Origin of the sequence: Pseudomonas sp. NFACC10-1 (assembly GCF_900119195.1) — a bacterium.
Taxonomy (GTDB): Bacteria; Pseudomonadota; Gammaproteobacteria; order Pseudomonadales; family Pseudomonadaceae; genus Aquipseudomonas; species Aquipseudomonas cerasi.
In genome coordinates, this window is the sequence record NZ_FPJB01000003.1 from 445010 (window position 1) to 468318 (window position 23309).

Below are 23309 nucleotides of genomic sequence, written 5' to 3' on the forward strand. Positions count from 1 at the left end.
CGGCCGCTGCCCTGCAGCGGCTTTTGTATTTTCTGAAATAACGAAGTGGAGAGCCGCATGGTTCCCGTAATCGCCCTGGTGGGTCGACCGAACGTCGGCAAGTCCACCATGTTCAACCGCCTGACCAGGACTCGCGACGCCATTGTCGGCGATCTGTCCGGTCTTACCCGTGATCGCCAATACGGAGAGGCGAAGTGGCAAGGGCGCTCCTATATTCTGATCGACACCGGCGGTATCTCCGGTGACGAGCATGGCATGGACGAAAAGATGGCCGAGCAGTCGCTGCTGGCCATTGAAGAAGCCGATGTGGTGCTGTTTCTGGTGGACGCCCGTGCGGGCTACACCGCTGCTGATCAGATGATTGGTGAGCACCTGCGCAAGCGCAACAAGCGTTCCTACGTGGTTGCCAACAAGATCGACAACATCGACGAGAACCTGGCACGCGCCGAGTTCAGCCCGATGGGCCTGGGCGATGCCATCCCGGTGGCCGGTGCCCACGGTCGTGGTATCTCGCAGATGCTCGAAATCGCTCTGCGCGAATTCCCCAGGGACGAAGACGAGCCTGAAGAGGGCGTTGAGGTCGAGGAAGTCGCCGAAGGTCAGGAAGCCAAGCGCATTCCCGGCCCTAGCGAGAAAGACGGCATCAAGATCGCCATCATCGGTCGTCCCAACGTCGGCAAGTCGACACTGGTCAACCGTATGCTGGGTGAAGACCGGGTTATCGTCTATGACGAGCCAGGCACCACGCGCGACAGTATCTACATTCCCTTCGAGCGTAACGAAGAGAAGTACACGCTGATCGACACCGCGGGTGTGCGCAAGCGCGGCAAGATCCACGAGGAAGTTGAAAAGTTCTCGGTGGTCAAGACGCTGCAGGCCATCAAGGACGCCAACGTGGTGATCTTTGTGATGGACGCCCGCGAAGGTGTGGTCGACCACGACCTGAACCTGCTGGGCTTCGCCCTTGAAGCGGGTCGTGCGCTGGTCATTGCGCTGAACAAGTGGGACGGCATGACGCCGGGCGAACGCGATTTCGTGAAGATCGAGCTGGAGCGCCGGTTGTTCTTCGTCGACTTCGCCGACATCCACTTCATCTCCGCACTGCACGGCACGGGCGTGGGCAACCTGTATCAGTCGGTACAGAACTCGTTCAAGTCTGCGGTAACCCGCTGGCCAACCAGCCGCCTGACCCAGATTCTCGAAGATGCGGTCAGCGAGCATGCGCCACCGATGGTCGGCAGCCGCCGCATCAAGCTGCGCTACGCTCACTTGGGTGGTGCCAACCCGCCGCTGATCGTGATCCACGGTAACCAGGTCGAGAAAGTACCCAAGTCCTACGTCCGTTACCTGGAAAACACTTACCGGCGTGTGCTCAAACTGGTCGGTACGCCGATCCGTATCGAGTTCAAGGGCGGCGAGAACCCGTATGAAGGCAACAAGAACACGCTCACCGACCGTCAGGTCAACAAGAAGCGTCGGATGATGTCGCACCACAAGAAGGCCGACAAGAAGCGCCGCGACAAGCGCTGAGTCAGCATCTGGAAAAAGGCGCTTCGGCGCCTTTTTTTGTGTCCGTTTAATGGGCTATCCTGCCTCACCCCGTGCCGCCCGGTGCCGGGAGATTGCAGGGAAAGGGTTCCATGATCGACAGCAAGTTGCCCAACGTGGGCACCACTATCTTCACCGTCATGTCACAGCTGGCCGCCGAAACCGGAGCTATCAACCTGTCCCAGGGGTTTCCTGATTTTGACGGGCCGCAGGCGCTGCGTGATGCGGTCTGCCGACACGTCACTCAAGGCCATAACCAATACTCACCGATGACCGGGCTGCCTGCGCTTCGTCAGCAAGTTGCGGCAAAGATCGCCCGCAGCTATGGGCGTACGGTCAATGCGGACACTGAAATCACTATTACACCGGGTGCCACCCAGGCGATTTTCTGTGCGATCCATAGCGTTATTCGTGCTGGCGATGAAGTGATCATTTTCGACCCTTGTTATGACAGCTACGAGCCTGCCGTCGAACTGGCCGGTGGGCGCTGCGTTCATGTGCAACTGGGGCTGGATGACTTCTCCATCGACTGGCAAAAGCTCAGCGATGCGCTGAGCCCGCGTACCCGCATGATTGTCATCAACAGCCCGCACAACCCCAGCGGCGCCCTGATCAGTCGTGCAGAGCTTGATCGACTGGCCGCGCTGATCGCCGATCGCGACATTTACCTGCTCAGCGATGAAGTCTATGAACACCTGGTGTTTGACGGCGCACGCCACGTCAGTGTGCTCGACCACGAAGCGCTGTATCAGCGCGCCTTCGTCGTCAGCTCGTTCGGCAAGACCTATCACGTCACAGGCTGGAAAACCGGTTACGTGGTCGCGCCGCCTGCGCTGACGTCCGAACTGCGCAAGGTGCATCAGTATGTGAGCTTCTGTGGTGTCACGCCGTTGCAATACGCATTGGCCGACTTCATGGCCGAACACCCTGAGCATGTCGATGAACTGCCAGGCTTCTATCAGGCCAAGCGCGACTTTTTCTGCAGTCATCTGGCCAAGTCGCGTTTCAGCTTCCGGCCGGTGGGCGGGACTTATTTCCAGTTGGTCGATTACTCGCATATCAGGCCCGACCTCAATGACGTCGACATGGCCTTGTGGATGACCCGTGAGCATGGCGTGGCGAGCATTCCGATTTCGGTGTTCTACCAGAGCCCGCCAGAAGGGCAGCGCCTGATCCGCCTGTGCTTCGCCAAACAGGAAGAGACGCTGCGTCTGGCGGCGGAGAAACTATGCGCGATATAAGCGGGCTGCCCAACCTCAACCTCGCACTGATCCAGACCACGCTGGCGTGGCATGATCGCGAGGCCAATCTCGAGCATTTCGAGCCATTGCTGGATCAGGCGCGCGGCGCGGACCTGGTGATCCTGCCAGAGATGTTCACCACCGGGTTCTCGATGGAGTCCGAGGCCCTGTCAGAGCCGGAAGCCGGGCCTACATCGCTATGGCTATTGGCGCAGGCCAGGCGTACCAACGCCGTGGTGACCGGCAGCGTCATGATGCGCGCTGCCGATGGCAGTCATCGCAATCGCCTGTTGTGGGCGCGGCCAGACGGTGAGCTGCTGCATTACGACAAGCGTCATCTGTTTCGCATGGCCGGTGAACACGAGCACTACACGCCGGGTGATCGCCAGGTGATGTTTGAGCTCAACGGCTGGCGGGTACGCCCGCTGATCTGCTATGACCTGCGCTTTCCGGTCTGGAGCCGTGACGCCCAGGACACCGATCTGTTGCTGTACACCGCCAACTGGCCGGGCGCACGGCGTCTGCACTGGAACCGCCTGCTGCCCGCCAGAGCCATTGAAAACCTGTGCTACGTGGCGGCGGTCAATCGCGTCGGGTCGGACGGCAAGGGCTTTGCGTACACCGGTGACAGTCAGGTCCTGGATTTTCAGGGCGAGAGCCTGTTGAGCGCGGGCGAAGCGGATGGAGTGTTCAGGGCGACGCTCAGCGCGGCAGACCTGCAAGCCTACCGTACGCGGTTTCCGGCCGGGCTGGACGCGGACTCTTTCAATATTCAATAAAAGTACTTCAGAATGTTTCCAGTCGGCCGATAGCTCTTCCAGACTTCCAGGAGACCGTCATGACTACTATCAATACCTCCACGCTGAACAGTTACTCAAGCTCGTTGACGCTAACGGTCAAGCCTACTGATGCTGAAACGGCCAAGACCGCGACTGCTGCCGCCACCACGACTACCGAAACAGAGAAAAGCTCTGATCAGGCGTCGACTGAAGGTGGCAAGGCCGGTGCAGCGGGTGGCGGCGGCAGCGTGGGTGGCTCCAGCGAATCGTCTCTCAATCAGACGATCGAGCAGATAAAGCAGCAGATCAAGGACGCTCAGAAGCAACTCGCCGAGCAGAAGGCGCAGCTGGCTGCTGCTCAAAGCGGTAAAGGGTCAGCGGAAGAGAAGGCGCAGAAATCCATGGCGATTCAGGGCCAGATCGCGACCATCAGCGCCAACCTGCAGACGTTGCAGGCCTCGTTGCTGCAGCTGGAAACCGGTGGCGGTGTAAACACCACCGCGTGATATCGCCTGCTTTGCGTCCGAAGTGACGCTCATCATGCCCGCGCACAGTGTTGCGTGGGCATTCAGCTGCTTGCGCCCCTGATCAGGCGGCGCAGCGTCCAGCGTTGCCTGTCACTCGTTCACGTTCATGAACTTACGGGCCCACTCTACGTAGTCTTCAGGCTGCGTGTAGGTGTGGGTCAGTTCAGTCGCACTCATGTTCGATTCGTTGCCCAGTATCTGACGCTGCTCGCGCAGGCAGTCATAGGTGGCCTTGATCGCCGCGAAGTACGCTGCGTGGCCATGCACGCAAATCCTCACACCCATCTCGGCAAGGCGCGCGTTGTCGTGCAGTTCCGGGTTGCCGTACGTCACCAGCATCAGCGGTACGGTCACGCCTTCGGATATCTGCGCCAGGTGATCGAAGTCCCGAATGCCGACGATGGTAATGCCGTCAGCCCCGGCAGCCTGATACTGCTGAACCCGGCTGATGGCTTCCTGAACCGGAATGATCGCTGCGTTGGTACGAGCGAAAATCGACATCTCTGGATCGACGCGAGCCTCCAGCGCTGCGCGGATCTTGCCAACACCTTCGGCAGTGGAGATCAGATCAGTGGATTTGCGTCCGAACTGTGCCGGCAGCAGGGTATCTTCGATCGTCAGTGCAGAAATACCGGCACGTTCCAGTTCGACAACGGTGCGCATGACGTTAAGGGCATTGCCATAACCATGGTCTGCGTCCGCGATGACCGGGAGCTGTGCGACACGGCCGATGCGCGTGGCCTGTTCAACGAATTCGCTCAGGGTGATCAGGGCGAAGTCAGGGGCTGCCAGGACTTGCAGCGACGCCACGGAGCCGCCGAGGATGCCTACTTCAAAGCCCAGATCCGCTGCGATTCGCGCTGACATGGGGTCGAACACCGAGGCTGTGTGAAAGCAAGCGTTCGACGAGGTGAGCGCACGGAAGCTACGGCGCAAATCTTGATGGGAAGCCTTGGGCATAATCGCTCCAAATGTGATTGGATCAGCTCAGCGTACCGAGGCCGATGGTAATTTCAATGCACGGTGGGTCTGCCCGAGCATTCTTTTCGTCCGGAAATCAATGCAATAGTCGTCTTGGTTTTATAGGAAAGGTGCAGCTGGCAGGTAAGTCCGAGCAGGCATCGTCAGCATATGAATTGCTGTTGGATTGGGCGCGCTCTGGAGTAAGGGCAGCATGCTACCACAGCATAAATGAAAAAGATTATGCCGAAACAGGCAGGGTCATGCGCGGAATGCAAGAGGCTGGTGCAGTGTGAGGCGGGAGGGAAGAGGGCGATGCGGATGACGGACCTGCGTCCGCCATCCGGCTATTGAATCAGGCAGCTTTGGCCTGGGTCTGGCTGAGTGAACGATTCAGGGCACTGAACAGGGCGCGGAAGCTCGCCGTGGTGATGTTTTCATCGATGCCCACGCCATGGACGGCGCGTTCGCCATTCACGCGCAGCTCGATGTAGGCGGCTGCCTTGGCGGTGGTACCCGAGCCGATCGCATGCTCGTTGTAATCCATGATTTCCACGGCCACCGGCAGACCGGCAACCAGTGCTTCCAGGGCGCCCTTGCCCTTGCCGCGCCAGTGCTGGGTTTCGCCGTCGACGTGCACCTCGGCATCCACCGAGCTGTTGCCGTTCTCCTCCTGCAACTTATGGCTGATCAGCGCATAAGGAACGTTGGCTTGCAGGTACTCACGACGCAACAGCGAGTGAATCTGCTCGGCCGTCATCTCCAGACCCAGACGATCGGTTTCACCCTGAACCACCTGGCTGAACTCGATCTGCATGCGGCGTGGCAGGGAGATGCCATATTCCTGTTCCAGCAGGTAAGTGATGCCACCTTTGCCCGACTGGCTGTTGACGCGAATCACCGCCTCGTAGCTGCGACCGATGTCGGCCGGGTCAATCGGCAGGTAAGGCACTTCCCACAACTCGCCTTCCTTCTGCTGGGTGAAACCCTTGCGAATCGCATCCTGGTGCGAACCGGAGAACGCGGTGTGCACCAGGTCGCCAACGTACGGGTGACGTGGGTGCACAGGAATCTGGTTGCATTCTTCGACGACCTTGCGCACACCGTCGATATCCGAGAAATCCAGCTCCGGGTTGATGCCTTGGGTGTAAAGGTTCAGGGCCACGGTGACCAGATCGACGTTGCCGGTCCGCTCGCCGTTACCGAACAGGCAGCCCTCGACGCGATCTGCGCCGGCCATCAGGCCCAGCTCGGTAGCGGCAACGCCCGTACCACGGTCGTTGTGGGTATGCAGGCTGATCAGCACGCTGTCGCGGCGGGTAATATTGCGGCCGAACCATTCGATCTGGTCAGCGTAAATATTGGGTGTCGCCACTTCCACGGTGGCCGGGAGGTTGAGGATCACCTTGTTCTCGGGCGTCGGGTTCCACACCTCGATCACCGCATCGCAGACTTCCTTGGCGAATTCCAGCTCGGTCGCACTGAAGGTTTCCGGCGAGTACTCGAAGGTCCACTGGGTTTCAGGCTGTTGTGCTGCATATTTGACGAACAGCTTGGCCGCGTTGACCGCGATCTCTTTCACCCCGGCCTTGTCCTGATTGAAGACGATGCGGCGGAACGACGGGCTGGTCGCGTTATACAGGTGGACGATGGCCTTTTTCGCGCCGCGCAGCGATTCGAAGGTGCGGGCGATCAGGTCTTCGCGAGCCTGGGTCAGTACCTGGATGGTGGTGTCATCCGGGATATGGCCGTCTTCGATCAGGGTACGCACGAAGTCGAAGTCAGTCTGCGAAGCCGATGGAAAGGATGCCTCGATTTCCTTGACGCCAACGCTGACCAGGGTTTTCCAGAAGCGCAGTTTCTTGGCCGCGTCCATGGGTTCGATCAGCGACTGGTTGCCGTCGCGCAGGTCGGAGCTGCACCAGATCGGCGCTGCATCGATGGTCTTCGAAGGCCAGGTGCGGTCAGGCAGATCAATGGTCGGGAACGCACGGTACTTCTTCGAAGGGTCTTTGAGCATGGTCATCAGGAAATCCTTTTGTATTCACGGGGCCGGGGTTGGGCGGCCTGCCGTTCTGGATAGATAGCACAGGGAATTGCGAACACAGGGACGAGGCACAGCATGCTAGCCAGGCAGTCGGGCGCTGACCAGGCTGAGGCACCGGTGTTGGCGCAACAGAATAAGGGTTTGAGAGGTTTTCATGAGGCCAACCGTAACCATTGGCATGGATGATGGCAAGCACTTGAAAAAGATTGGAATAAATTCTCGAAAATACGCCTTTGACGATTTTTTATAGCGGTATTTAAAGCGTTATATCCAGGTTATTGTTGGTCAAAAGCGATGTGCGCAAGTGAGGGCTTACGTGAGCGAGCGCCGTAACGCTCGCTCACCAACAGGCTTACGGCTGAAAAGCGCCGATGAAGATCGCCGGGTCCACGCGCGCATCGTTGAGGCTGACGTTCCAGTGCATGTGCGGCCCGGTTGCGCGACCGGTGGCGCCGACCTTGCCGACCACTCCGCCACGCGGGACGAGGTCGCCGACCTTCACGTCGATCTTCGACATATGGCAAAACATGCTGATGAAGCCTTGCCCGTGATCGACGAATACGGTGTTGCCATTGAAGAAGTAATTGCCGGTCAGGATGACCTTGCCCGCTGCCGGGGACTTGATCGGTGTGCCGGCCGGAACCGCGAAGTCGAGTCCCGAATGCGGGTTGCGCTCTTCGCCGTTGAAGAAGCGACGCACGCCGAATTTGCTCGACAGCGGGCCGTTGACCGGCTTGTCCAGAATCAGGTTGCTTGGCGTGCCTGGGCTGAAACTGCGGTAAGCGCGCAGTTGCTCGGCCAATTCGCCCTCGATGCGTTTGTTGTCTTCAGGGTTGGGATTGACCTGACGTTTGTTCTTGAGCGTGATGTGCTGCTCCGGGTATTTCTTGCTGCCAACGGTGAAGTTGAGCGTGCGCCCGCCGGACGTGACTTGCTGAGTGCCGGGTTTGACGGTCAACGGAATGCCCACGATGGCCAGCCAGCGCGTGCCCTGTTCCTTGACCACCAGCACCGGTTTGCCTTGATAGGTGGCGGTCGGAGCCTGAGCGCCAGTGCCCAGATCGACAACCGCCACGCCGCCTGGCACCGGTTTGTCGAGTGCGCGGGTAATAAAGCTGTCAGCGTGAACGGGAAGACAGAGCAGCAGGGCGAACAGCGGGGCAATAAAACGTAGCATCAGGCAGTCAGTCCAGAAGGGAGAGGGTCACGGGTGTGAGGTGATTGTCTTCGACGCGCACTTGCAGTTCGCCTTCGCCGAGCCTGGCGGTAAGCCGTTGGCCCGTTTGCGTCTGTGCCGCGCTGCGGATCGCGTGGCCGCGCTCGTCGAGCAGGATGCTGTAACCGCGTCCCAGTGTGGCGAGCGGGCTGACCACGTTGAGGGTCTGCACCTGACTTTGCAGTTGCAGCTTGCGCGCCTTGATCTGTTCACGAATGGCTCGCGGCAGACGCTCGGCCAGGGCATCCAGACGTTGGCGCAAAAAGGCCAGGGTCCGGCCCGGGTGCTGGGCAGCAAGGCGGCTCTGCAGGTGCGCCAGACGCACTTGGCGTTGATGCATGTTCTGTTCGAAGGCGCGGCGCAGGCGCATGTCCAGATCATCCAGCCGTTGCGACTGTTGACGCAAGCGCTCGCCAGGGTGGCGCAGACGCCGGGAAATACCCTCCAGACGCAGCCGCTCGCGCATCAGGCGGTCCTGCATGCGGCTGACCAGTCGCCGGTGCAGGTTGTCGACGCGTCGATGCAGGTCGCTGGAATCCGGGGCGAGCAGTTCGGCGGCAGCGGAGGGCGTCGGTGCGCGCACGTCGGCGACAAAGTCGCTGATGGATACATCGGTTTCATGCCCGACAGCGCTGACAATCGGCGTCACGCACGCGTCGATGGCGCGGGCGACAGCTTCTTCGTTGAAGCACCACAGGTCCTCCAGCGAGCCGCCACCACGGGCCAGGATCAACGCATCGAAGCCCCTGCTGTCGGCCAGCTTCAGCGCGCGGACAATCTGGTTGATCGCCTCGCGACCCTGAACGGCTGTGGGAATCAATGTCAGCTCGACCCGCGGCGCGCGACGGCGGAACACGCTGATGATGTCGCGGATCACCGCACCGGTCGGAGAGCTGATAATCCCGATACGTTGCGGGTGCAGCGGCAGTGCGACCTTGCGCTCGGCGCTGAACAGGCCTTCGTCGCTGAGCTTGGCTTTCAACGCATCGAATGCCAGGCGCAACGCACCATCACCGGCAGGTTCCACCGTGTCGAGAATCAACTGATAGTCGCCGCGGCCTTCAAACAGCGAGACCTTGCCGCGCACCTTGACCTGCAAGCCGTCCTTGAGCGCCTGACGCACACGCGCCGCGCTCTGCCGGAACAAGGCGCAGCGGACCTGCGCGCCAGAGTCCTTCAGCGTGAAGTACACATGGCCCGACGCCGGGCGCGAGAGGTTGGAGATCTCCCCCTCGACCCAGATACTGCTGAACACGTCTTCCAGCAGCACACGGGCACGGCCGTTGAGCTGGCTGACAGTAAGGACTTCCCGGTCGAGGCCGAGTCTTGCGAAAGGGTCTTTGATCATGTCCGGCATCATAATGGCAATGCCGGTCTGGCGCACAGGTCTGTCTCGTCGGTAAAGGCAGGATTGCTTCTTGACCTGAATGGCCAGCCTATTAAGCTGCGGCCTCGAACAGCTTTAAGCGACGCTCCGTTATGAACACCCAAAGCATCATCGTCCCGCAAATTTCCACCTTTCCCGGGCACGAGGCCAGGGCGCGGCTGATCCTGCGCTGGCTGGTCAAGCTCGATGTGGTCGAGCCGGAGCTGACCACGTGTGGACGCACCTATAACAAGATGGCCTACGCAGTGGCACCCGGAGCGAAGCGGGTGGTGAAGAACCCCGATGCGTTGCCGTTCGGGCAGGTCGTCAATGGCCTGGAAATCGTCACCAAGCGCTGCATCTATACCCCGCTGAACGACTTTGCCGAAGAGGCCGGTTGCCCGGAGTGTCGCCGCGAAGTGGGGGAGGCGCTGTTCGACAGCCTGGAAGACTGGATGCCCGGTCATACCGATAATTTCACCTGCCCCGAATGCCGCCACGAAGATGACATCAACGGCTTTCTTTTTCTCGACGCCTGCGGGTTTTCCAACCTCGGTTTCATCTTCAATAACTGGCTGGATGCGTCGTTCACGCAGACCTTTCTGGATGACTTCGCCGAACGTCTGGATCGCCCGGTCTCCTGCGTTAATGTGCGTCTATAAACAGCTTTGATAATAGGCTGAGGTTTGCATTGAGCCGGGCGGGGTCTGTGGGTATAATGGCGCGCTTCCAATTTCCCGCCCGGGAGCCCCCGCGATGCTGCGTATCAGTCAAGAAGCCCTTACATTCGACGACATTCTCCTTGTGCCTGGTTATTCCGAGGTACTTCCCAACGAAGTCAGTCTGAAAACCCGTTTGACCCGTGGCATCGAGCTGAATATACCTTTGGTCTCTGCTGCAATGGATACAGTCACCGAGGCCCGTCTGGCAATTGCCATGGCCCAGGAAGGCGGTATCGGTATCATCCACAAGAACATGACCATCGAGCAGCAAGCTGCCGAAGTGCGCAAGGTCAAGAAGTTCGAGGCCGGCGTCGTTAAAGACCCGATCACGATCGAAGCCGACGCCACTGTTCGCGATCTGTTCGAACTCACCCGCATGCACAACATTTCCGGCGTACCGGTTCTGCACAATGGCGACCTGGTCGGCATCGTGACGTCCCGCGACGTACGCTTCGAAAACCGTCTTGATGTCCCTGTTCGCGAAGTGATGACGCCCAAAGAGCGCTTGGTCACTGTGCGCGAAGGCGCCGACAAGAACGAAGTGCGCGAACTGCTGCACAAGCACCGTCTGGAAAAAGTCCTGATCGTCGACGGCAACTTCGCGCTCAAGGGCATGATGACCGTCAAGGACATCGAAAAAGCCAAGGCTTACCCGCTGGCCAGCAAGGACGATCAGGCTCGCCTGCGCGTCGGCGCTGCAGTCGGTACCGGCAAGGACACCGGCGAGCGCGTCACCGCACTGGTCGCGGCTGGCGTTGACGTCGTGGTCGTCGATACCGCTCACGGCCATTCCAAAGGCGTGATCGACCGCGTTCGCTGGGTCAAGGAAAACTTCCCTCAGGTGCAGGTCATCGGCGGCAACATCGCCACCGGCGAAGCAGCCAGGGCACTGGTTGCCGCAGGCGCCGATGCAGTCAAGGTCGGTATCGGCCCGGGCTCCATCTGCACCACGCGTATCGTTGCCGGTGTCGGCGTGCCGCAGATCAGCGCCATCGCCAACGTCTCCGCTGCCCTTGAAGGCACTGGCGTGCCGATGATCGCCGACGGCGGTATCCGCTTCTCCGGTGACCTGTCCAAGGCTATCGTGGCTGGCGCCTCCTGCGTGATGATGGGCTCGATGTTCGCCGGTACTGAAGAAGCGCCAGGCGAGATCGAACTGTTCCAGGGTCGTTCCTACAAGGCCTATCGCGGCATGGGTTCGCTGGGTGCGATGTCCCAGGCGCAAGGCTCGTCCGATCGCTACTTCCAGGATTCGTCCGCAGGTGCCGAGAAACTGGTGCCGGAAGGTATCGAAGGCCGTGTGGCCTATAAAGGTCCGTTGTCGGCCATCATCCATCAGTTGATGGGCGGCCTGCGTTCCTCCATGGGGTACACCGGCAGTGCCGACATCGAGCAGATGCGCACCAAGCCCGAGTTCGTTCGCATTACTGGCGCCGGTATGGCTGAGTCCCACGTCCATGACGTGCAGATCACCAAGGAAGCGCCGAACTATCGCGTCGGTTGATCCGGACTGCATCGGGGTGTTTGCCTCGATGCAGGCCAGCAAGTTTCATAGCCGGGGCTGTTGACGCAGCCCCGTGTCGTTTCTGTTTTTTGACGAGAATGAGTCATGGCCCTCGACATTCACGCCCACCGTATCCTGATCCTCGACTTCGGTTCCCAGTACACCCAGCTGATCGCCCGCCGCGTGCGCGAAATCGGCGTGTATTGCGAGCTGCATCCGTTTGACATGGACGACGAAGCGATCCGCGAATTCGCTCCAAAAGGCGTGATCCTCGCCGGCGGCCCCGAGTCCGTACACGAAGCCGACAGCCCGCGCTGCCCGCAAGCGGTATTTGACCTGGGTGTGCCGGTTTTCGGTATCTGCTACGGCATGCAGACCATGGCCGAGCAGTTGGGCGGCAAGGTTGCCGGTTCCGAGCTGCGCGAGTTCGGCTACGCTCGCGTTGACGTAGTCGGCAAAAGCCGTCTGCTCGATGGTATCGAAGACCATATCGACGCCGACGGCCTGTTTGGCCTCGACGTATGGATGAGTCACGGTGACAAGGTCACCAAACTGCCGGAAGACTTCCACATTCTGGCCAGCACCCCGAGCTGCCCGATTGCCGGTATGGCTGACGACGCGCGCGGTTACTACGGCGTGCAGTTCCACCCGGAAGTGACTCACACCAAGCAGGGCGGTCGCATCCTGTCGCGTTTCATCCTCGACATCTGCGGCTGCGAAGCACTGTGGACCCCTTCGAAGATTGCTGAAGACGCTATCGCTCAGGTTCGCGCTCAGGTCGGTACTGACAACGTGTTGCTGGGCCTTTCCGGCGGCGTTGACTCCTCCGTGGTCGCGGCGCTGTTGCACAAGGCCATCGGCGATCAACTGACCTGCGTATTCGTCGACAACGGCCTGCTGCGTCTGCATGAAGGCGAGCAAGTGATGGCCATGTTCGCCGAGAACATGGGCGTCAAGGTGATCCGCGCCAACGCCGAAGAACAGTTCCTGAACAACCTGGAAGGCGAGAGCGATCCAGAGAAGAAGCGCAAGATCATCGGCCGTACCTTCATCGACGTGTTCGATGCCGAGTCCTGCAAGCTGGACAACATCAAGTACCTGGCGCAAGGCACCATCTACCCGGACGTCATCGAGTCCGCTGGCGCGAAAAGCGGCAAGGCCCACGTCATCAAGTCGCACCACAACGTGGGCGGCCTGCCGGAAGAAATGAACCTCAAGCTCGTCGAGCCACTGCGCGAACTGTTCAAGGACGAAGTCCGCCGCCTGGGCCTCGAACTTGGCCTGCCCTACGACATGGTCTACCGCCACCCATTCCCCGGCCCAGGCCTGGGCGTGCGCATCCTCGGCGAAGTGAAGAAGGAATACGCCGACCTCCTGCGTCGTGCCGACCACATCTTCATCGAAGAACTGCGTAAGGCCGACTGGTACCACAAGGTCAGCCAGGCATTCGTAGTGTTCCAGCCGGTCAAATCAGTCGGCGTCGTCGGCGACGGCCGCCGTTACGCCTGGGTCGTCGCGCTGCGCGCGGTCGAAACCATCGACTTCATGACCGCTCGCTGGGCACACCTGCCTTATGAGCTGCTGGAGACCGTGAGCGGCCGGATCATCAACGAGATCGAAGGGATTTCGCGGGTGACTTACGATGTGTCGAGCAAGCCGCCGGCTACTATTGAGTGGGAATGATGGGGCGTCCGGTATTGTCCGGCACCCGCTAGCAAGAAATGCCTTGAAGCCCGCGTAATTGCGGGCTTTTGGGTTTCTGGGGTTGGTGAGTTCTGGCAGCTTTGTGCATCGCCAAGCACTGTTTTTATGTGGCGTGCCCTATCAAACAGCCCCTCGCCACACTTCGCGCTGGCATCAATCTGTTTAGCAATGCCAGAATGGCACCGACTACCCGAATCAATGAATTCGGATTTTTACGGCACGGATGCGTACAGGTGGTCATCACACCTGTTTAAGGGATTTATGGTTTCCATCTTTGTGTGTGGCGAGGACAAGACCCGGCAAATTAGCGACTGGGTTATAAAAAAGGATGTCAGGGGTGCATTCATTCTGACTTGCCATTACCCCTCAAAAAAAACCTACACCCGTCCGCTTGACGACTGCAAAGTCGATCCGACCCGAGAGGTCAACGGCATGCTTCTTTTGAGACGAGGAGGCTATGTTCTGAGTCCCGTCGAGAAAGCGGTGATCTATGGCGAGAAATACGCGCTCGTTCAGTTTCCGGGCAGTTCGGACATCTACCCGTTCAACATGGACAACATCGATTTCGTTTCCCCGACCTCGATCACTGATGAGCCTGCATTCACTTATTTTCGCTCAGTGGCTGCAGCTCGGGTCAGCACTGCCGCTGCCGGTGATAAAAAGGGAATGGCCGAAAATATTGACCGCCAAATGGGGACTCTTTCGTTGTCTCCGGCCACGGCGCTGCATGCCTACTGCAAAGGGCAGCATGGAAAGCTGGAGTCGTCAGGCAATTTCATCTTTCCTTTCGGCCTCAACGAAAGTCAGCTCCAGGCGGTGGAGCAAGCGTTCCTTTCACAGATAAGCGTGATTGAAGGTCCTCCCGGCACGGGCAAGACGCAGACTATCCTGAACATCATTGCCAACATCCTTTTGCAGGGAAAAACAGTGGCGGTGGTGTCCAACAATAACTCTGCAGTCGAGAATGTTTATGAAAAGCTAGGGAAGTGTGGCTTGGATTATCTGGTCGCGAGACTGGGTAAAAACGACAATCAGAAGGAGTTTTTTGCTAACCGTCCTTCTCGACCTTCCACAGAACCCTCACCAGCGCCTGCCATTGAGCATATCCAGACTGTGCTGCAACAGCTGAAAAGCTACCTGGGTGCTCGTAACGCAGTGGCGCAGTTGCAGATCGAGATTAACGAGCTGGAGATAGAACGGCGCTACCTTAAAGAGTGGCAGCGGGATAACGGTGTGGTCGGTCCTTCTCTGGACAGATATAAACTGTCGCCCCAAAAGACGACGGACTTGATGGCTTACCTTGAGCAGCTTTCGAGCGAGCGCATCAGAATCAAGGACCGTATCGAGCTCTTGTTCAATTTCAGAATTCTGCGCACTCGCCCCTTCGATAACTGGGACAAGCGCATGTCTGCCTTCTACAGCCTGCAGCTCCATTATTACGACAAGGTCTTGCAAGGTAAGAAGGCAGAGTTGGCAGCCCATGAAGAGGCGTTGGGCGTCGGTAACTTCAAGGCGCTGCTGGAGGAGTTGACCACTTCTTCCATGCTTCACCTGAAACACCACCTGTATCGTAATATCTCTGATGACGATACCTTCGACACCACTTACAGAAAGCGGCTTGATGCGTTCCTGAAGCGCTACCCGGTCATTGGCAGCGGTACGCATTCAATCGTCAACTCCCTTGGCGGCAAGGCTGTTCTCGATTACGTGATTATCGACGAGGCCTCGCAACAGGACATCGTCCCAGGTGTACTGGCACTCAGTTGTGCGAAAAATCTGATCATCGTGGGGGACAGGAAGCAACTTGCACACATCCCGGAAAAACTCGGGCTGGAAGCGCCCGCGCCCTGGTATGACTGTGAGAAGTACAGCCTTTTGGACTCATGCGTCAGTGTGTTCGGCAATTCGATACCGATGACGTTGCTCAAAGAGCACTATCGGTGTCATCCCCGAATTATTCAGTTCTGCAATCAGCAGTTTTACGATAATCAGCTCGTGCCGATGACAATGGACAATGGCGAAAAACCGTTGACGCTGCTGGTGACTGCCAAGGGAAACCACACGCGCAACAATTCCAATCTCAGAGAGCTCGACTCTTTATTGGCAGTGCTTGAGGCCGACGGGGAAAGCCTCTGGGAGGGAGAAGATGGTAGAGGGTTCATTGCCCCCTTCAAGAATCAGGCGATGCTTTCAGGTTCCTGCCTGCCAGCTGATTTCGTCAGCGCCACCGTGCATAAATTTCAGGGCAGGGAGTGCGACGAAATCGTTTTTTCTACTGTGCTGGACAAGTACAAAAGCCCGGAGCGCCTGAGTTTTGTAGACGATGCGCGGATGGTTAATGTGGCGGTATCCAGAGCCAAGAACAGGTTTACGCTGGTTACAGGCGACAATGTTTTCAAAACCAGCAATGGGCATATCGCTGCGCTGATCCGCTATATGGAATATTACGCAGAAGACGAGCACGTCCATCGAGCTCCGGTGATTTCGGCTTTTGACCTGCTTTATAAAGAGTATGACCGCTCGCTGGAGCGTCTCAAAAAAAGGCTCAATCCGAATGATTCCTTCTTCAAGTCCGAGCAGATTGTGGCGCATTTACTCCGTGAAGCATTGGCGCAGGATACCCGCCGCGGGATCATGTTCCATCACGAGGTCCTGCTGATACAACTGGCGTCGGTTACCCGTGCGAGTTTCACAGAGAGGGAGCTGGAGTTTATGAGAAATGGCGGCCGATGTGATTTCGTGCTTTATTTCAAGGTAGGCAAGAGCCCACTGGGTGTGGTTGAAGTCGACGGCGGTCACCATAACGATCCGGTACAGATCGAAAGAGACACCGTGAAAAACAGCATTCTGGAAAAGTGCGGCATTCCTTTGCTCCGTCTACGCACTATCGAGAGCCATATTGAAGAAAAAGTCGCGGCGTTTGTGGATCAATGGACGCCGCCTGCTCCAGATAAAAGTCTTAGAGTTTCGCCGGGTTGAAAAGATGCCGACCTTGATCGAGACTGCTAATTATCCTTCTGAAGATGTTATGGTTGGCGGCAGAGCGGCAATGTCGGCTCATACCCCGTACTCTGCAAGCTATCTATGCCCTGAGAGGGACGTTACTTAGTGCAAACATCGTTCTGCATCGCCATTGTCGAATAATCCTCGGCACGTAATACTTGTCTGTCGATTATCGCCGAGCAAAGGGACGTACGAACGTGCTGGATGTACTGATTGAAGCGATTTTTCGCGCCATCTGCTTTCCTGTTGGCTGGCCCATCGTGAAGCTTCTCACGCGAGGTAAATATCCATCGAAGGGCTCTTGGTTTGCCTATACACCGGAGTCCGAGTGGACTTCTGCGGTGGGGTTCGCCGTTCTGATGATCGCGATGATGGCAGCCATGAAACAATTCATTTTTCCATAGCGCGCCGATAGCACCGTTCGCAGGCGTGATCACCGGACGCTTACGGCCAGGTGGCCTGAGCGACCCGCATAAAGTTGCCGCCAAAAATGCCGTCGATCTGCGCGGCATCATAGCCACGCTGTAGCAATGCCTCTGCCACCAGCCCCAGCGCTTCCGGTTGCAGTTGACGATGTCCAGTGATACCGCCATAGAATGCTTTGGGCCACCAATCCTCTTCCTTCACGTCCTCGGACAAATCCTTAACATCAGGATGCAGCTCGGTGTCGAGGCCCAGGCCGATATGCGCCGTCCCCGCTCGCTCGGCCAGATAATCGATTTGGCGCACGAAGGCTTCGACCGACGCCTGCGGATCGCCCAGAAAAATACCCAGACCGGTCAGCCCGATCACACCACCCGATTCAACACAGGCCATGATCTGCTCGTCATCCACCGTGCGTGGATGGTCATACACGGCCTTGATATTAGTGTGTGAAAAAATAACCGGCCGCTGCGACAGCTCGATTATTTCCATACTTGCGCGCTTGCTGGTATGGGAGCAATCCATCACGATACCTGCAGCATTGATCGCCCTCACGACCTCGCGTCCCAGCGCGGTCAATCCCATGCCGCTGCCGTGGCAACCGCCCGCACAGCTGTTATCGCGGTTGTACGCCAGAAGCATCTGGCGTACGCCGAGGTCGGCATACAAGCGGACCATTGCCGGGTCTTGCAGCAGCATGTCAGAGCCTTCCAGGTCGAAAGACACCGCCAGCTTTCCCTGCTCGCGGGCGCCGTGCAGGTCGGCAAGGGTACCGGCCAGCATGATGTTTTCGGGATGCTCGACCAGCCATTGGCGAAAGCCTGCGATGACCTGTATCACATCGCCGAACGGGGTCATGTCCATGCCCACATTGACCGAGACGTGATGAAAGCCGCTGTCGCGGTAACGAAGTAGCGCAGACATGTCCTGGTTGGGCAGCAACGGCAGGCAGGCATGGGCCTCCCAGCGAATGGCGCCGCGGGCAGGCGTGGGCACGGTACTTGGATTCATCGCGCAACTCCGGAATTCGTGGGGCGGGTATCAGCAGGCTCTCTAAAACTACCAAAGGTGAGCAGGCCGGTACATTGGGCAATCCGCAAAGCACCTCATTTGAAACTGATCTGAAGTTCGAGGAAAATCGTTACGGAAAATCCGCTCAAAGGCCCCCCAAGCCCCTAACGTCAACGCCGGCGTAGCCCAGCAAAAAGATTCAATATCCGCATCCGCAAAAACCAAGGACCCCCTTCATGAAATCCCTATTTTCTTTCAGTTCATCCTTTCTGATCATATTGTCGCTGACAGGATGCGCAGCGAATATGGATGCACCACAGCACCATCAGCCTGGAGAAAGCGTTCTTTACGGTAGTTGGCATGTTGCAGGTGTAGCGGTATCAGACTCGGGCGTGCAGGCACTGGGGGATGATGATCCGAGCTTTATGGGGCGACGTCTCAGTTTCAATCACGACCAGCTTGCATGGAAGGCGTCGGCAAACTCGACGGAAGATGTGTGCAAGGGGCCTGTTTTTCATAAGCTTCCGCCGATCAGTGGAGCTGAACTAGAGCCACAACTCCATAAGCTTGGCATCGAAAAAGCCGACCGCTATAGCGTTGAATGCAAATCTGGAAGCTGGGGTCCTTTTGATAAAGAAACGCCGGCATTTTTCCTGGCACAGGATGGGTCGTTAGCTCTTTCCTGGTATGACGGCGGACTGCTGAAGCTGGTGCGCGACTGACCACGGGAGGATCGCGCTGCCGTCCATGATACCAACCTGTGAGGCCTTGGCAGGGCGTGATTTTCGCGCCCGCGAGCATACGGAGGAGTGCACAGTGGCCTGCACCGTGACATGGCTGAGACTGTCTTTTCAGAAAGTCTCAGCCACTGCCTCCACCGGCCAGTCAGTTATCCAGCAGAAGCGACAGCACACCCATCCAATCAAGCAAAGAACTCACCTGCCTCGATAAATATTCGACTCCGGCTTCTCATAAAACACCGTCTCACCCGGTGTCCGATCCATCACATCAATCAGCTTGAGCCAGGTATCCAGGTCATCCGTGCTGATCTTCGTGTCGCGCTTGTCTTTCTTCCAGAGGTTATCCAGCAAGTCGAAGAAGCCTTGGTCACTAAGAATAAACTCGGCTGCAGCTTTTTCCTTCTCGTCGCCACCACTCAGAATCTTCTCGAAGTCCTTTTTGCTGACGATGTCGTCCTTACCGTTCCATTTGTCCCACTTCTCGCGGAGGGTTTCGATCTCTTCCTTGTGCGCGTCGTAGTACGCCTTGTTGTAAACGTCCATTGGCAAGCCGTTGGTATTCTCGCCAACGATGCCGTTTTTGTCTTTATGCACGCTTTCGTCCAGGCGGATCATCGACGAGCCCTGATCCTGTGGGGTTTCCTGGAAGTGTTTCCACTCTTCGGTCTGGTAGTCGAAGATGCTTTGATCGTCCGGTGCATCCCGGCCTTCATATTCGTAGAAGCTGTAACGCCCGTATTCAAGCTTGTCGCCCCAGTCGTCCTGCGCGAAGCCCAGTTCGGCCTGATCCTTGAACCACTGGCCTTCCTTGTCGGTGGCCTTTTGTTTCTTCTGATGATCGACGAACACGCTGATGATGCCGGTAATGATCCCCAGGCCTGCCGTCACCAGAAATAGCGGCGCGGTTGCTCCAGCAATGGCGCCGATAGGGCCGAGCAAACCGGCGATCCCGATCCCGGCGGCTGCTGTGCCCGCCACACCTGAAACAATTTGCAGGCTGCCATTGGCAATTGCCAGATCGCTGTCGGACTTGATGCCATCCTTGATGGCGATCCCGCCCATGACGATATCGGCGATGCTCATGATGTCCGGTGCTACGCCGAGTACCTTGACCACTGTCCCGGCAATGCGCGCCGATACACCGGGCACCACCTTGTCCGCTCCGTCCGGTGCAGCATTCTGAACGCCTTGTGCAACAGATTGTGGGTCTACCAGGCCCGCACCCCCTGCATTACCGGCCACGGCCTGGCCGACCGAGTTGCGCATGTTATCGACGATGTCATCAGCCGGGATTGGTTGATTATCGGCTTCGAGCATCACGTTGATCGACTCGCGATCGATCTCGTCGCTGCCAAGCATTTCACTCAGGTTGACCCGATCGTTTTCCGCCGGGACCGGCTGACCGTTGCGCTCCAGCTGGTCCTCAATGCCGGCAGCAAACGCTTCACGGGTTGGCGGGGTGATGTCTTGTGCGACGAAGCGCTGCACGGCATCGTCGTAGAGTTCGTACAACGAGTCGCTGTAGCTGGCGTAACCGGAGCCGGAAGCAGAGTCCGGAACCGGCGTGCTGGCAGCACGCTCCACCTCGACGGCCATATTGTTCAGGCTTTCAGCATCCAGGGCAGGGAGGTCGACTAAGGCGCGCTGAGAATTGATACTCTGCACCACCGCATCCTGATTGATGTTCAGTCTCAAATCTTCAGCCAGTTCGTTCAGATTGCCGTACTTCGAATAATCTGCGGGCGGATTGCCGCCAGATCGGGTCACGATCTCGTCCAGCAGTTCGCGACTGACGTCCTCGGAAAGCGAGCCGGCGTCGTTGACCTCATTGATCAGGCCAATCTGATCCATTACGTCGCCGATACTGCTACCTGCTCTGATGCTGTGCAGCTCATAAACGCTGTCCAGTCGGTTCTCCAGACCGTCCGCAACGTCTGGTACGTTATTGGCAGCCTGCGCCGTTTCAATCTTTTTGCCCCACAAACCTTCCTTGCCCCAGATCTCCGGGACGCTCTTGCTCAGCCCGAGCAAATCCGCAGTTTTGGTGTGGGTCATCAAATCAAAGATGCCAGTCTTTTCAAACTGCGCACCGGAGCCCAGGAAGGTGATGAAGTCCTTGGCGATAGCCAGGCGTTCCAGTGGATCATCAGCAAGTTGGCCGTTCTTGGCCGTCAGCATATAGATAGCGCCACCGAGAGAGGTGAAGCCCGCAGCGGTGCCGAATACGCCGCTCTGATTAAGCTTGCCGATGGCTTTCTTGAAGCCTTCCTTGTCTTCGGCACCCACGTATTTACCTGCCAGGTTTTCCTCGAGCTGCGCCTGAGTCATTTCGCCTGATTTGACCTTGTCTACCTGGTCCGAAAAATCGCTGAGTTTGGTTTTGTCCTGTAGCAACTCGTTGATGAATTTTTCGATCGTCTCCTGAGTACGGCGGGGTATATCCGCCATACCTTTGATCCCCTGTTTAAGTGCAGAGAAAATGTCCTTCAGGGCCAGCTCTTTGTATTCGTCCGGGATACCGCCAGGGTCGGCCATCAACTTATCGACTTCGGCCATGACGCTGTTTTTCTGCAGCTCATTCTGGGCGTCTTTCGCCAATTGCGGATCGAGAAGTTCCAGGCTGGAAAGCAGGCGGGCTACATCGGATTGTCCTTCGGACTTTTTACCGGCCTTGTCCAGATCAGCGAGGTAATCGACGAACTCGCTGCTGACCAACTTGTCATGCAGGTCCTTGGCCAACGCTTCCTTATCGCCACCGCTGACTTTCTCGATGGCCGCGTCCATCTCGGCCTGATATTCCTTGCCGATCTTGTCCTTCTCGCCATTGCCATTGGCAAACAGCTCCGTCAACGCCTTATCGATGTTATTGCCGTCGAGGATGTCCTGCATATCGGCGCTTGTCAGGGTTTCGCCCTCGCTGTCGAACCTGCGCCAGGACTCGGCGCCGCGAGGCTCTTCGATATAAGGCGTGATGGTGCGTCCACTTTCCATACCGGCCTTGGCCTGGATCGCCATGACCAGTTTGTAAACGTCGCTGTTCTTGTCGACTTTCTTGTCGTCGACCAGCTTCTGATACTTGTCCATCAGGTTTTTGGTGGCCAGCTCGACCACGGTCAGGTCTTCGGAGTCCTTGTCTTTCTCGTCAGACTTCACGCCTGTGGGTTTACTGAGAATATCCAGTTCGTCGAGATTGCCCAGGCCGTGTTCGTCACGGATCTTCTGCACGTCGCCCTGCACCCCGGAACTGCTCTTGTCGGCAACCCGGTCATACAGCTCCTTGTTTTGATATTCGGAGACCACGTATTGCTTGCCGTCGCGGCTCTCGAACTCGATCACGCCGTTACCCAGTTCGTCCTTGGTGCCAGCCTTGATGATGTCGTGATCCGCGACATAGACGTTCTCGTCTGCCACTTCGCGCCCGTTGTTATTGACGCGGTTTTCCACGGTAACGCGCGAGAGGCCCATTTGCTGAGCCGCAGTGAACAATTCCGGTGTGAGTGATTTTGAAACAGTGACCTTCTCACCATCCTGTTTGACGTAAGTGACCACCTCGGCTGTTTCCAGCTGACCTTGCCATTCAAAGTTCTTGATATCGCCCCACGCTGGTAGCTCGGTGTTTCGATCTGCGATTGGGGTCCCGTCGGCGATGGCTTTTTCGACCAGCGATTTCTGTGTCGGAGACTGGCTCAGGTCATCGAGTTGTTTGAGAAACTGATACAACTTCGGATTGGTCGACGCCGCCACGACAACACCTTGCCCATCACGCTCGTAACGCATGTCACCGTTGTCGGTAACCGACACGGTGGTGCCTTCAATCGGCGGCCATTGCTCGTTGTCGGTTGCGGTGCGGTCTGGCTTTTTCTGCTCATCGCCTTTGGCGGAGACGATGCTGCGCTTAAGCCTCGACTCGAAATCTGCAAGACCTTCGCGAGGGAGCGTGTCGTTTTTGGGCGTGATGTTCATGAGCGCCTCGTCAGTTAAGGCGAGCCTTGAAAGGTAAGGCCGCAAGAAAGCGAAAAAAGGAGTTCTTCGATTCTTACTGCGATCACCTGCAAATCGTTGTGAAAAGTTGTGAAACGTTGTGATAACGGTCAGTGCGATAGTAGCGTTGTCACAGTCCTGCAGATGGGTGTGAATATCCGTTGGAAGTGCCAGCGTGAGGAGGCACTAGATGCTTTTTATCAGCAGCCCATCGCTGAATACTGCCAGGAATAGCCCTGCATCGCGCATGGCACTGTTGGTGTGTAAGGTGTTTGGCATGCAGGAAGAACTGGGGGTATTACCGCGCCCATCTACCGCTTGATGCAGAGCCGGCGTATAACGAATGGCTGCAGCGGGTTAGTCAGTCATAGCGGTTGATCGATGCAAAAAGCCGGAGCGGGTGTCACTGCCTTGCCCGGCTTTTTTACGCCTCGACTTCAGTTCGTGGTATCTACCCTTATCTTTACGCAAATGCAGGTGTATCGTATTCGCCCCTCGCATTTGCTCGCAGATGCGCTCAGTTGTCGTTTTTGAGGT

Annotated in this window: 16 protein-coding genes; 10 read left to right on the forward strand and 6 right to left on the reverse strand. The window is 57.7% G+C overall.

Going from position 1 to position 23309, the window contains the following annotated elements:
* The first annotated feature begins 57 nt into the window (after positions 1-57).
* From der to BT119_RS10765, 4 genes are all read left to right on the forward strand, one after another.
* Positions 58-1530, forward strand: coding sequence for a ribosome biogenesis GTPase Der (der, locus tag BT119_RS10750; RefSeq protein WP_003365072.1), 1473 nt, complete (start codon positions 58-60; stop codon positions 1528-1530).
* A 110-nt stretch (positions 1531-1640) separates the two neighbouring features.
* Positions 1641-2789, forward strand: a complete 1149-nt coding sequence (locus BT119_RS10755) for a pyridoxal phosphate-dependent aminotransferase (protein ID WP_072365629.1) — start codon at positions 1641-1643, stop codon at positions 2787-2789.
* Complete coding sequence (locus BT119_RS10760) at positions 2777-3568, forward strand: amidohydrolase (protein ID WP_072365631.1); 792 nt, start codon at positions 2777-2779, stop codon at positions 3566-3568. The genes BT119_RS10755 and BT119_RS10760 overlap by 13 nt, the downstream gene beginning before the upstream one ends.
* A gap of 59 nt (positions 3569-3627) precedes the next feature.
* On the forward strand, positions 3628-4074 hold the full coding sequence (locus BT119_RS10765; protein WP_003365067.1) for a FlxA-like family protein: 447 nt from the start codon (positions 3628-3630) through the stop codon (positions 4072-4074).
* A gap of 111 nt (positions 4075-4185) precedes the next feature.
* Here the strand turns inward: BT119_RS10765 and BT119_RS10770 are convergent, their stop codons facing one another.
* The 4 genes from BT119_RS10770 to xseA all read right to left on the reverse strand — a co-directional run bounded on the left by BT119_RS10770 (position 4186) and on the right by xseA (position 9666).
* Entirely contained in the window at positions 4186-5055 is an 870-nt protein-coding gene (locus BT119_RS10770; protein ID WP_003365065.1) for an isocitrate lyase/PEP mutase family protein, read from the reverse strand.
* Positions 5056-5410: 355 nt separating this feature from the next.
* On the reverse strand, positions 5411-7081 hold the full coding sequence (gene leuA, locus BT119_RS10775; protein ID WP_003433446.1) for a 2-isopropylmalate synthase: 1671 nt from the start codon (positions 7079-7081) through the stop codon (positions 5411-5413).
* A gap of 373 nt (positions 7082-7454) precedes the next feature.
* Positions 7455-8279, reverse strand: coding sequence for a M23 family metallopeptidase (locus BT119_RS10780; protein ID WP_060708763.1), 825 nt, complete (start codon positions 8277-8279; stop codon positions 7455-7457).
* 7 nt (positions 8280-8286) lie between these two features.
* Positions 8287-9666, reverse strand: a complete 1380-nt coding sequence (gene xseA, locus BT119_RS10785; protein WP_161937151.1) for an exodeoxyribonuclease VII large subunit — start codon at positions 9664-9666, stop codon at positions 8287-8289.
* Positions 9667-9797: 131 nt separating this feature from the next.
* Here xseA and BT119_RS10790 point away from each other — a divergent pair, with 131 nt between their 5' ends.
* The 5 genes from BT119_RS10790 (at position 9798) to BT119_RS10810 (ending at position 17021) form a co-directional block, all read left to right on the forward strand.
* Positions 9798-10346, forward strand: a complete 549-nt coding sequence (locus tag BT119_RS10790) for a hypothetical protein (protein WP_046719836.1) — start codon at positions 9798-9800, stop codon at positions 10344-10346.
* Positions 10347-10440: 94 nt separating this feature from the next.
* The gene (gene guaB / locus BT119_RS10795; RefSeq protein WP_003433443.1) at positions 10441-11910 is read left to right on the forward strand and encodes an IMP dehydrogenase; all 1470 of its coding nucleotides are present in this window, start codon (positions 10441-10443) and stop codon (positions 11908-11910) included.
* A gap of 105 nt (positions 11911-12015) precedes the next feature.
* Positions 12016-13593, forward strand: a complete 1578-nt coding sequence (gene guaA / locus BT119_RS10800; RefSeq protein WP_055007843.1) for a glutamine-hydrolyzing GMP synthase — start codon at positions 12016-12018, stop codon at positions 13591-13593.
* 282 nt (positions 13594-13875) lie between these two features.
* The gene (locus tag BT119_RS10805; RefSeq protein WP_175550572.1) at positions 13876-16593 is read left to right on the forward strand and encodes an AAA domain-containing protein; all 2718 of its coding nucleotides are present in this window, start codon (positions 13876-13878) and stop codon (positions 16591-16593) included.
* A 221-nt stretch (positions 16594-16814) separates the two neighbouring features.
* Positions 16815-17021 carry a hypothetical protein gene (locus tag BT119_RS10810; protein WP_003365036.1) on the forward strand — a complete coding sequence of 69 codons (207 nt, stop codon included), beginning with the start codon at positions 16815-16817 and terminating at the stop codon, positions 17019-17021.
* A 40-nt stretch (positions 17022-17061) separates the two neighbouring features.
* Here BT119_RS10810 and BT119_RS10815 read toward each other — a convergent pair whose 3' ends face one another.
* Positions 17062-18051 (reverse strand): dipeptidase, encoded by a 990-nt coding sequence (locus tag BT119_RS10815; RefSeq protein WP_058416010.1) that lies wholly within the window; start codon positions 18049-18051, stop codon positions 17062-17064.
* A 236-nt stretch (positions 18052-18287) separates the two neighbouring features.
* On the opposite strand from BT119_RS10815, the gene BT119_RS10820 reads away from it, so the two are divergent.
* Positions 18288-18773 (forward strand): hypothetical protein, encoded by a 486-nt coding sequence (locus BT119_RS10820; RefSeq protein ID WP_072365633.1) that lies wholly within the window; start codon positions 18288-18290, stop codon positions 18771-18773.
* 213 nt (positions 18774-18986) lie between these two features.
* Here the strand turns inward: BT119_RS10820 and BT119_RS10825 are convergent, their stop codons facing one another.
* Complete coding sequence (locus tag BT119_RS10825) at positions 18987-22754, reverse strand: hypothetical protein (protein ID WP_072365635.1); 3768 nt, start codon at positions 22752-22754, stop codon at positions 18987-18989.
* Positions 22755-23309: the final 555 nt, after the last annotated feature.

Excerpts from the sequence above, each read along its gene's own strand:
- der (WP_003365072.1), top strand. The coding sequence starts at position 58 with ATGGTTCCCGTAATCGCCCTGGTGGGTCGACCGAACGTCGGCAAGTCC.
- BT119_RS10755 (WP_072365629.1), top strand. The coding sequence starts at position 1,641 with ATGATCGACAGCAAGTTGCCCAACGTGGGCACCACTATCTTCACCGTC.
- BT119_RS10760 (WP_072365631.1), top strand. The coding sequence starts at position 2,777 with ATGCGCGATATAAGCGGGCTGCCCAACCTCAACCTCGCACTGATCCAG.
- BT119_RS10765 (WP_003365067.1), top strand. The coding sequence starts at position 3,628 with ATGACTACTATCAATACCTCCACGCTGAACAGTTACTCAAGCTCGTTG.
- BT119_RS10770 (WP_003365065.1), bottom strand. The coding sequence starts at position 5,055 with ATGCCCAAGGCTTCCCATCAAGATTTGCGCCGTAGCTTCCGTGCGCTC.
- leuA (WP_003433446.1), bottom strand. The coding sequence starts at position 7,081 with ATGACCATGCTCAAAGACCCTTCGAAGAAGTACCGTGCGTTCCCGACC.
- BT119_RS10780 (WP_060708763.1), bottom strand. The coding sequence starts at position 8,279 with ATGCTACGTTTTATTGCCCCGCTGTTCGCCCTGCTGCTCTGTCTTCCC.
- xseA (WP_161937151.1), bottom strand. The coding sequence starts at position 9,666 with ATGATCAAAGACCCTTTCGCAAGACTCGGCCTCGACCGGGAAGTCCTT.
- BT119_RS10790 (WP_046719836.1), top strand. The coding sequence starts at position 9,798 with ATGAACACCCAAAGCATCATCGTCCCGCAAATTTCCACCTTTCCCGGG.
- guaB (WP_003433443.1), top strand. The coding sequence starts at position 10,441 with ATGCTGCGTATCAGTCAAGAAGCCCTTACATTCGACGACATTCTCCTT.
- guaA (WP_055007843.1), top strand. The coding sequence starts at position 12,016 with ATGGCCCTCGACATTCACGCCCACCGTATCCTGATCCTCGACTTCGGT.
- BT119_RS10805 (WP_175550572.1), top strand. The coding sequence starts at position 13,876 with ATGGTTTCCATCTTTGTGTGTGGCGAGGACAAGACCCGGCAAATTAGC.
- BT119_RS10815 (WP_058416010.1), bottom strand. The coding sequence starts at position 18,051 with ATGAATCCAAGTACCGTGCCCACGCCTGCCCGCGGCGCCATTCGCTGG.
- BT119_RS10820 (WP_072365633.1), top strand. The coding sequence starts at position 18,288 with ATGAAATCCCTATTTTCTTTCAGTTCATCCTTTCTGATCATATTGTCG.
- BT119_RS10825 (WP_072365635.1), bottom strand. The coding sequence starts at position 22,754 with ATGAACATCACGCCCAAAAACGACACGCTCCCTCGCGAAGGTCTTGCA.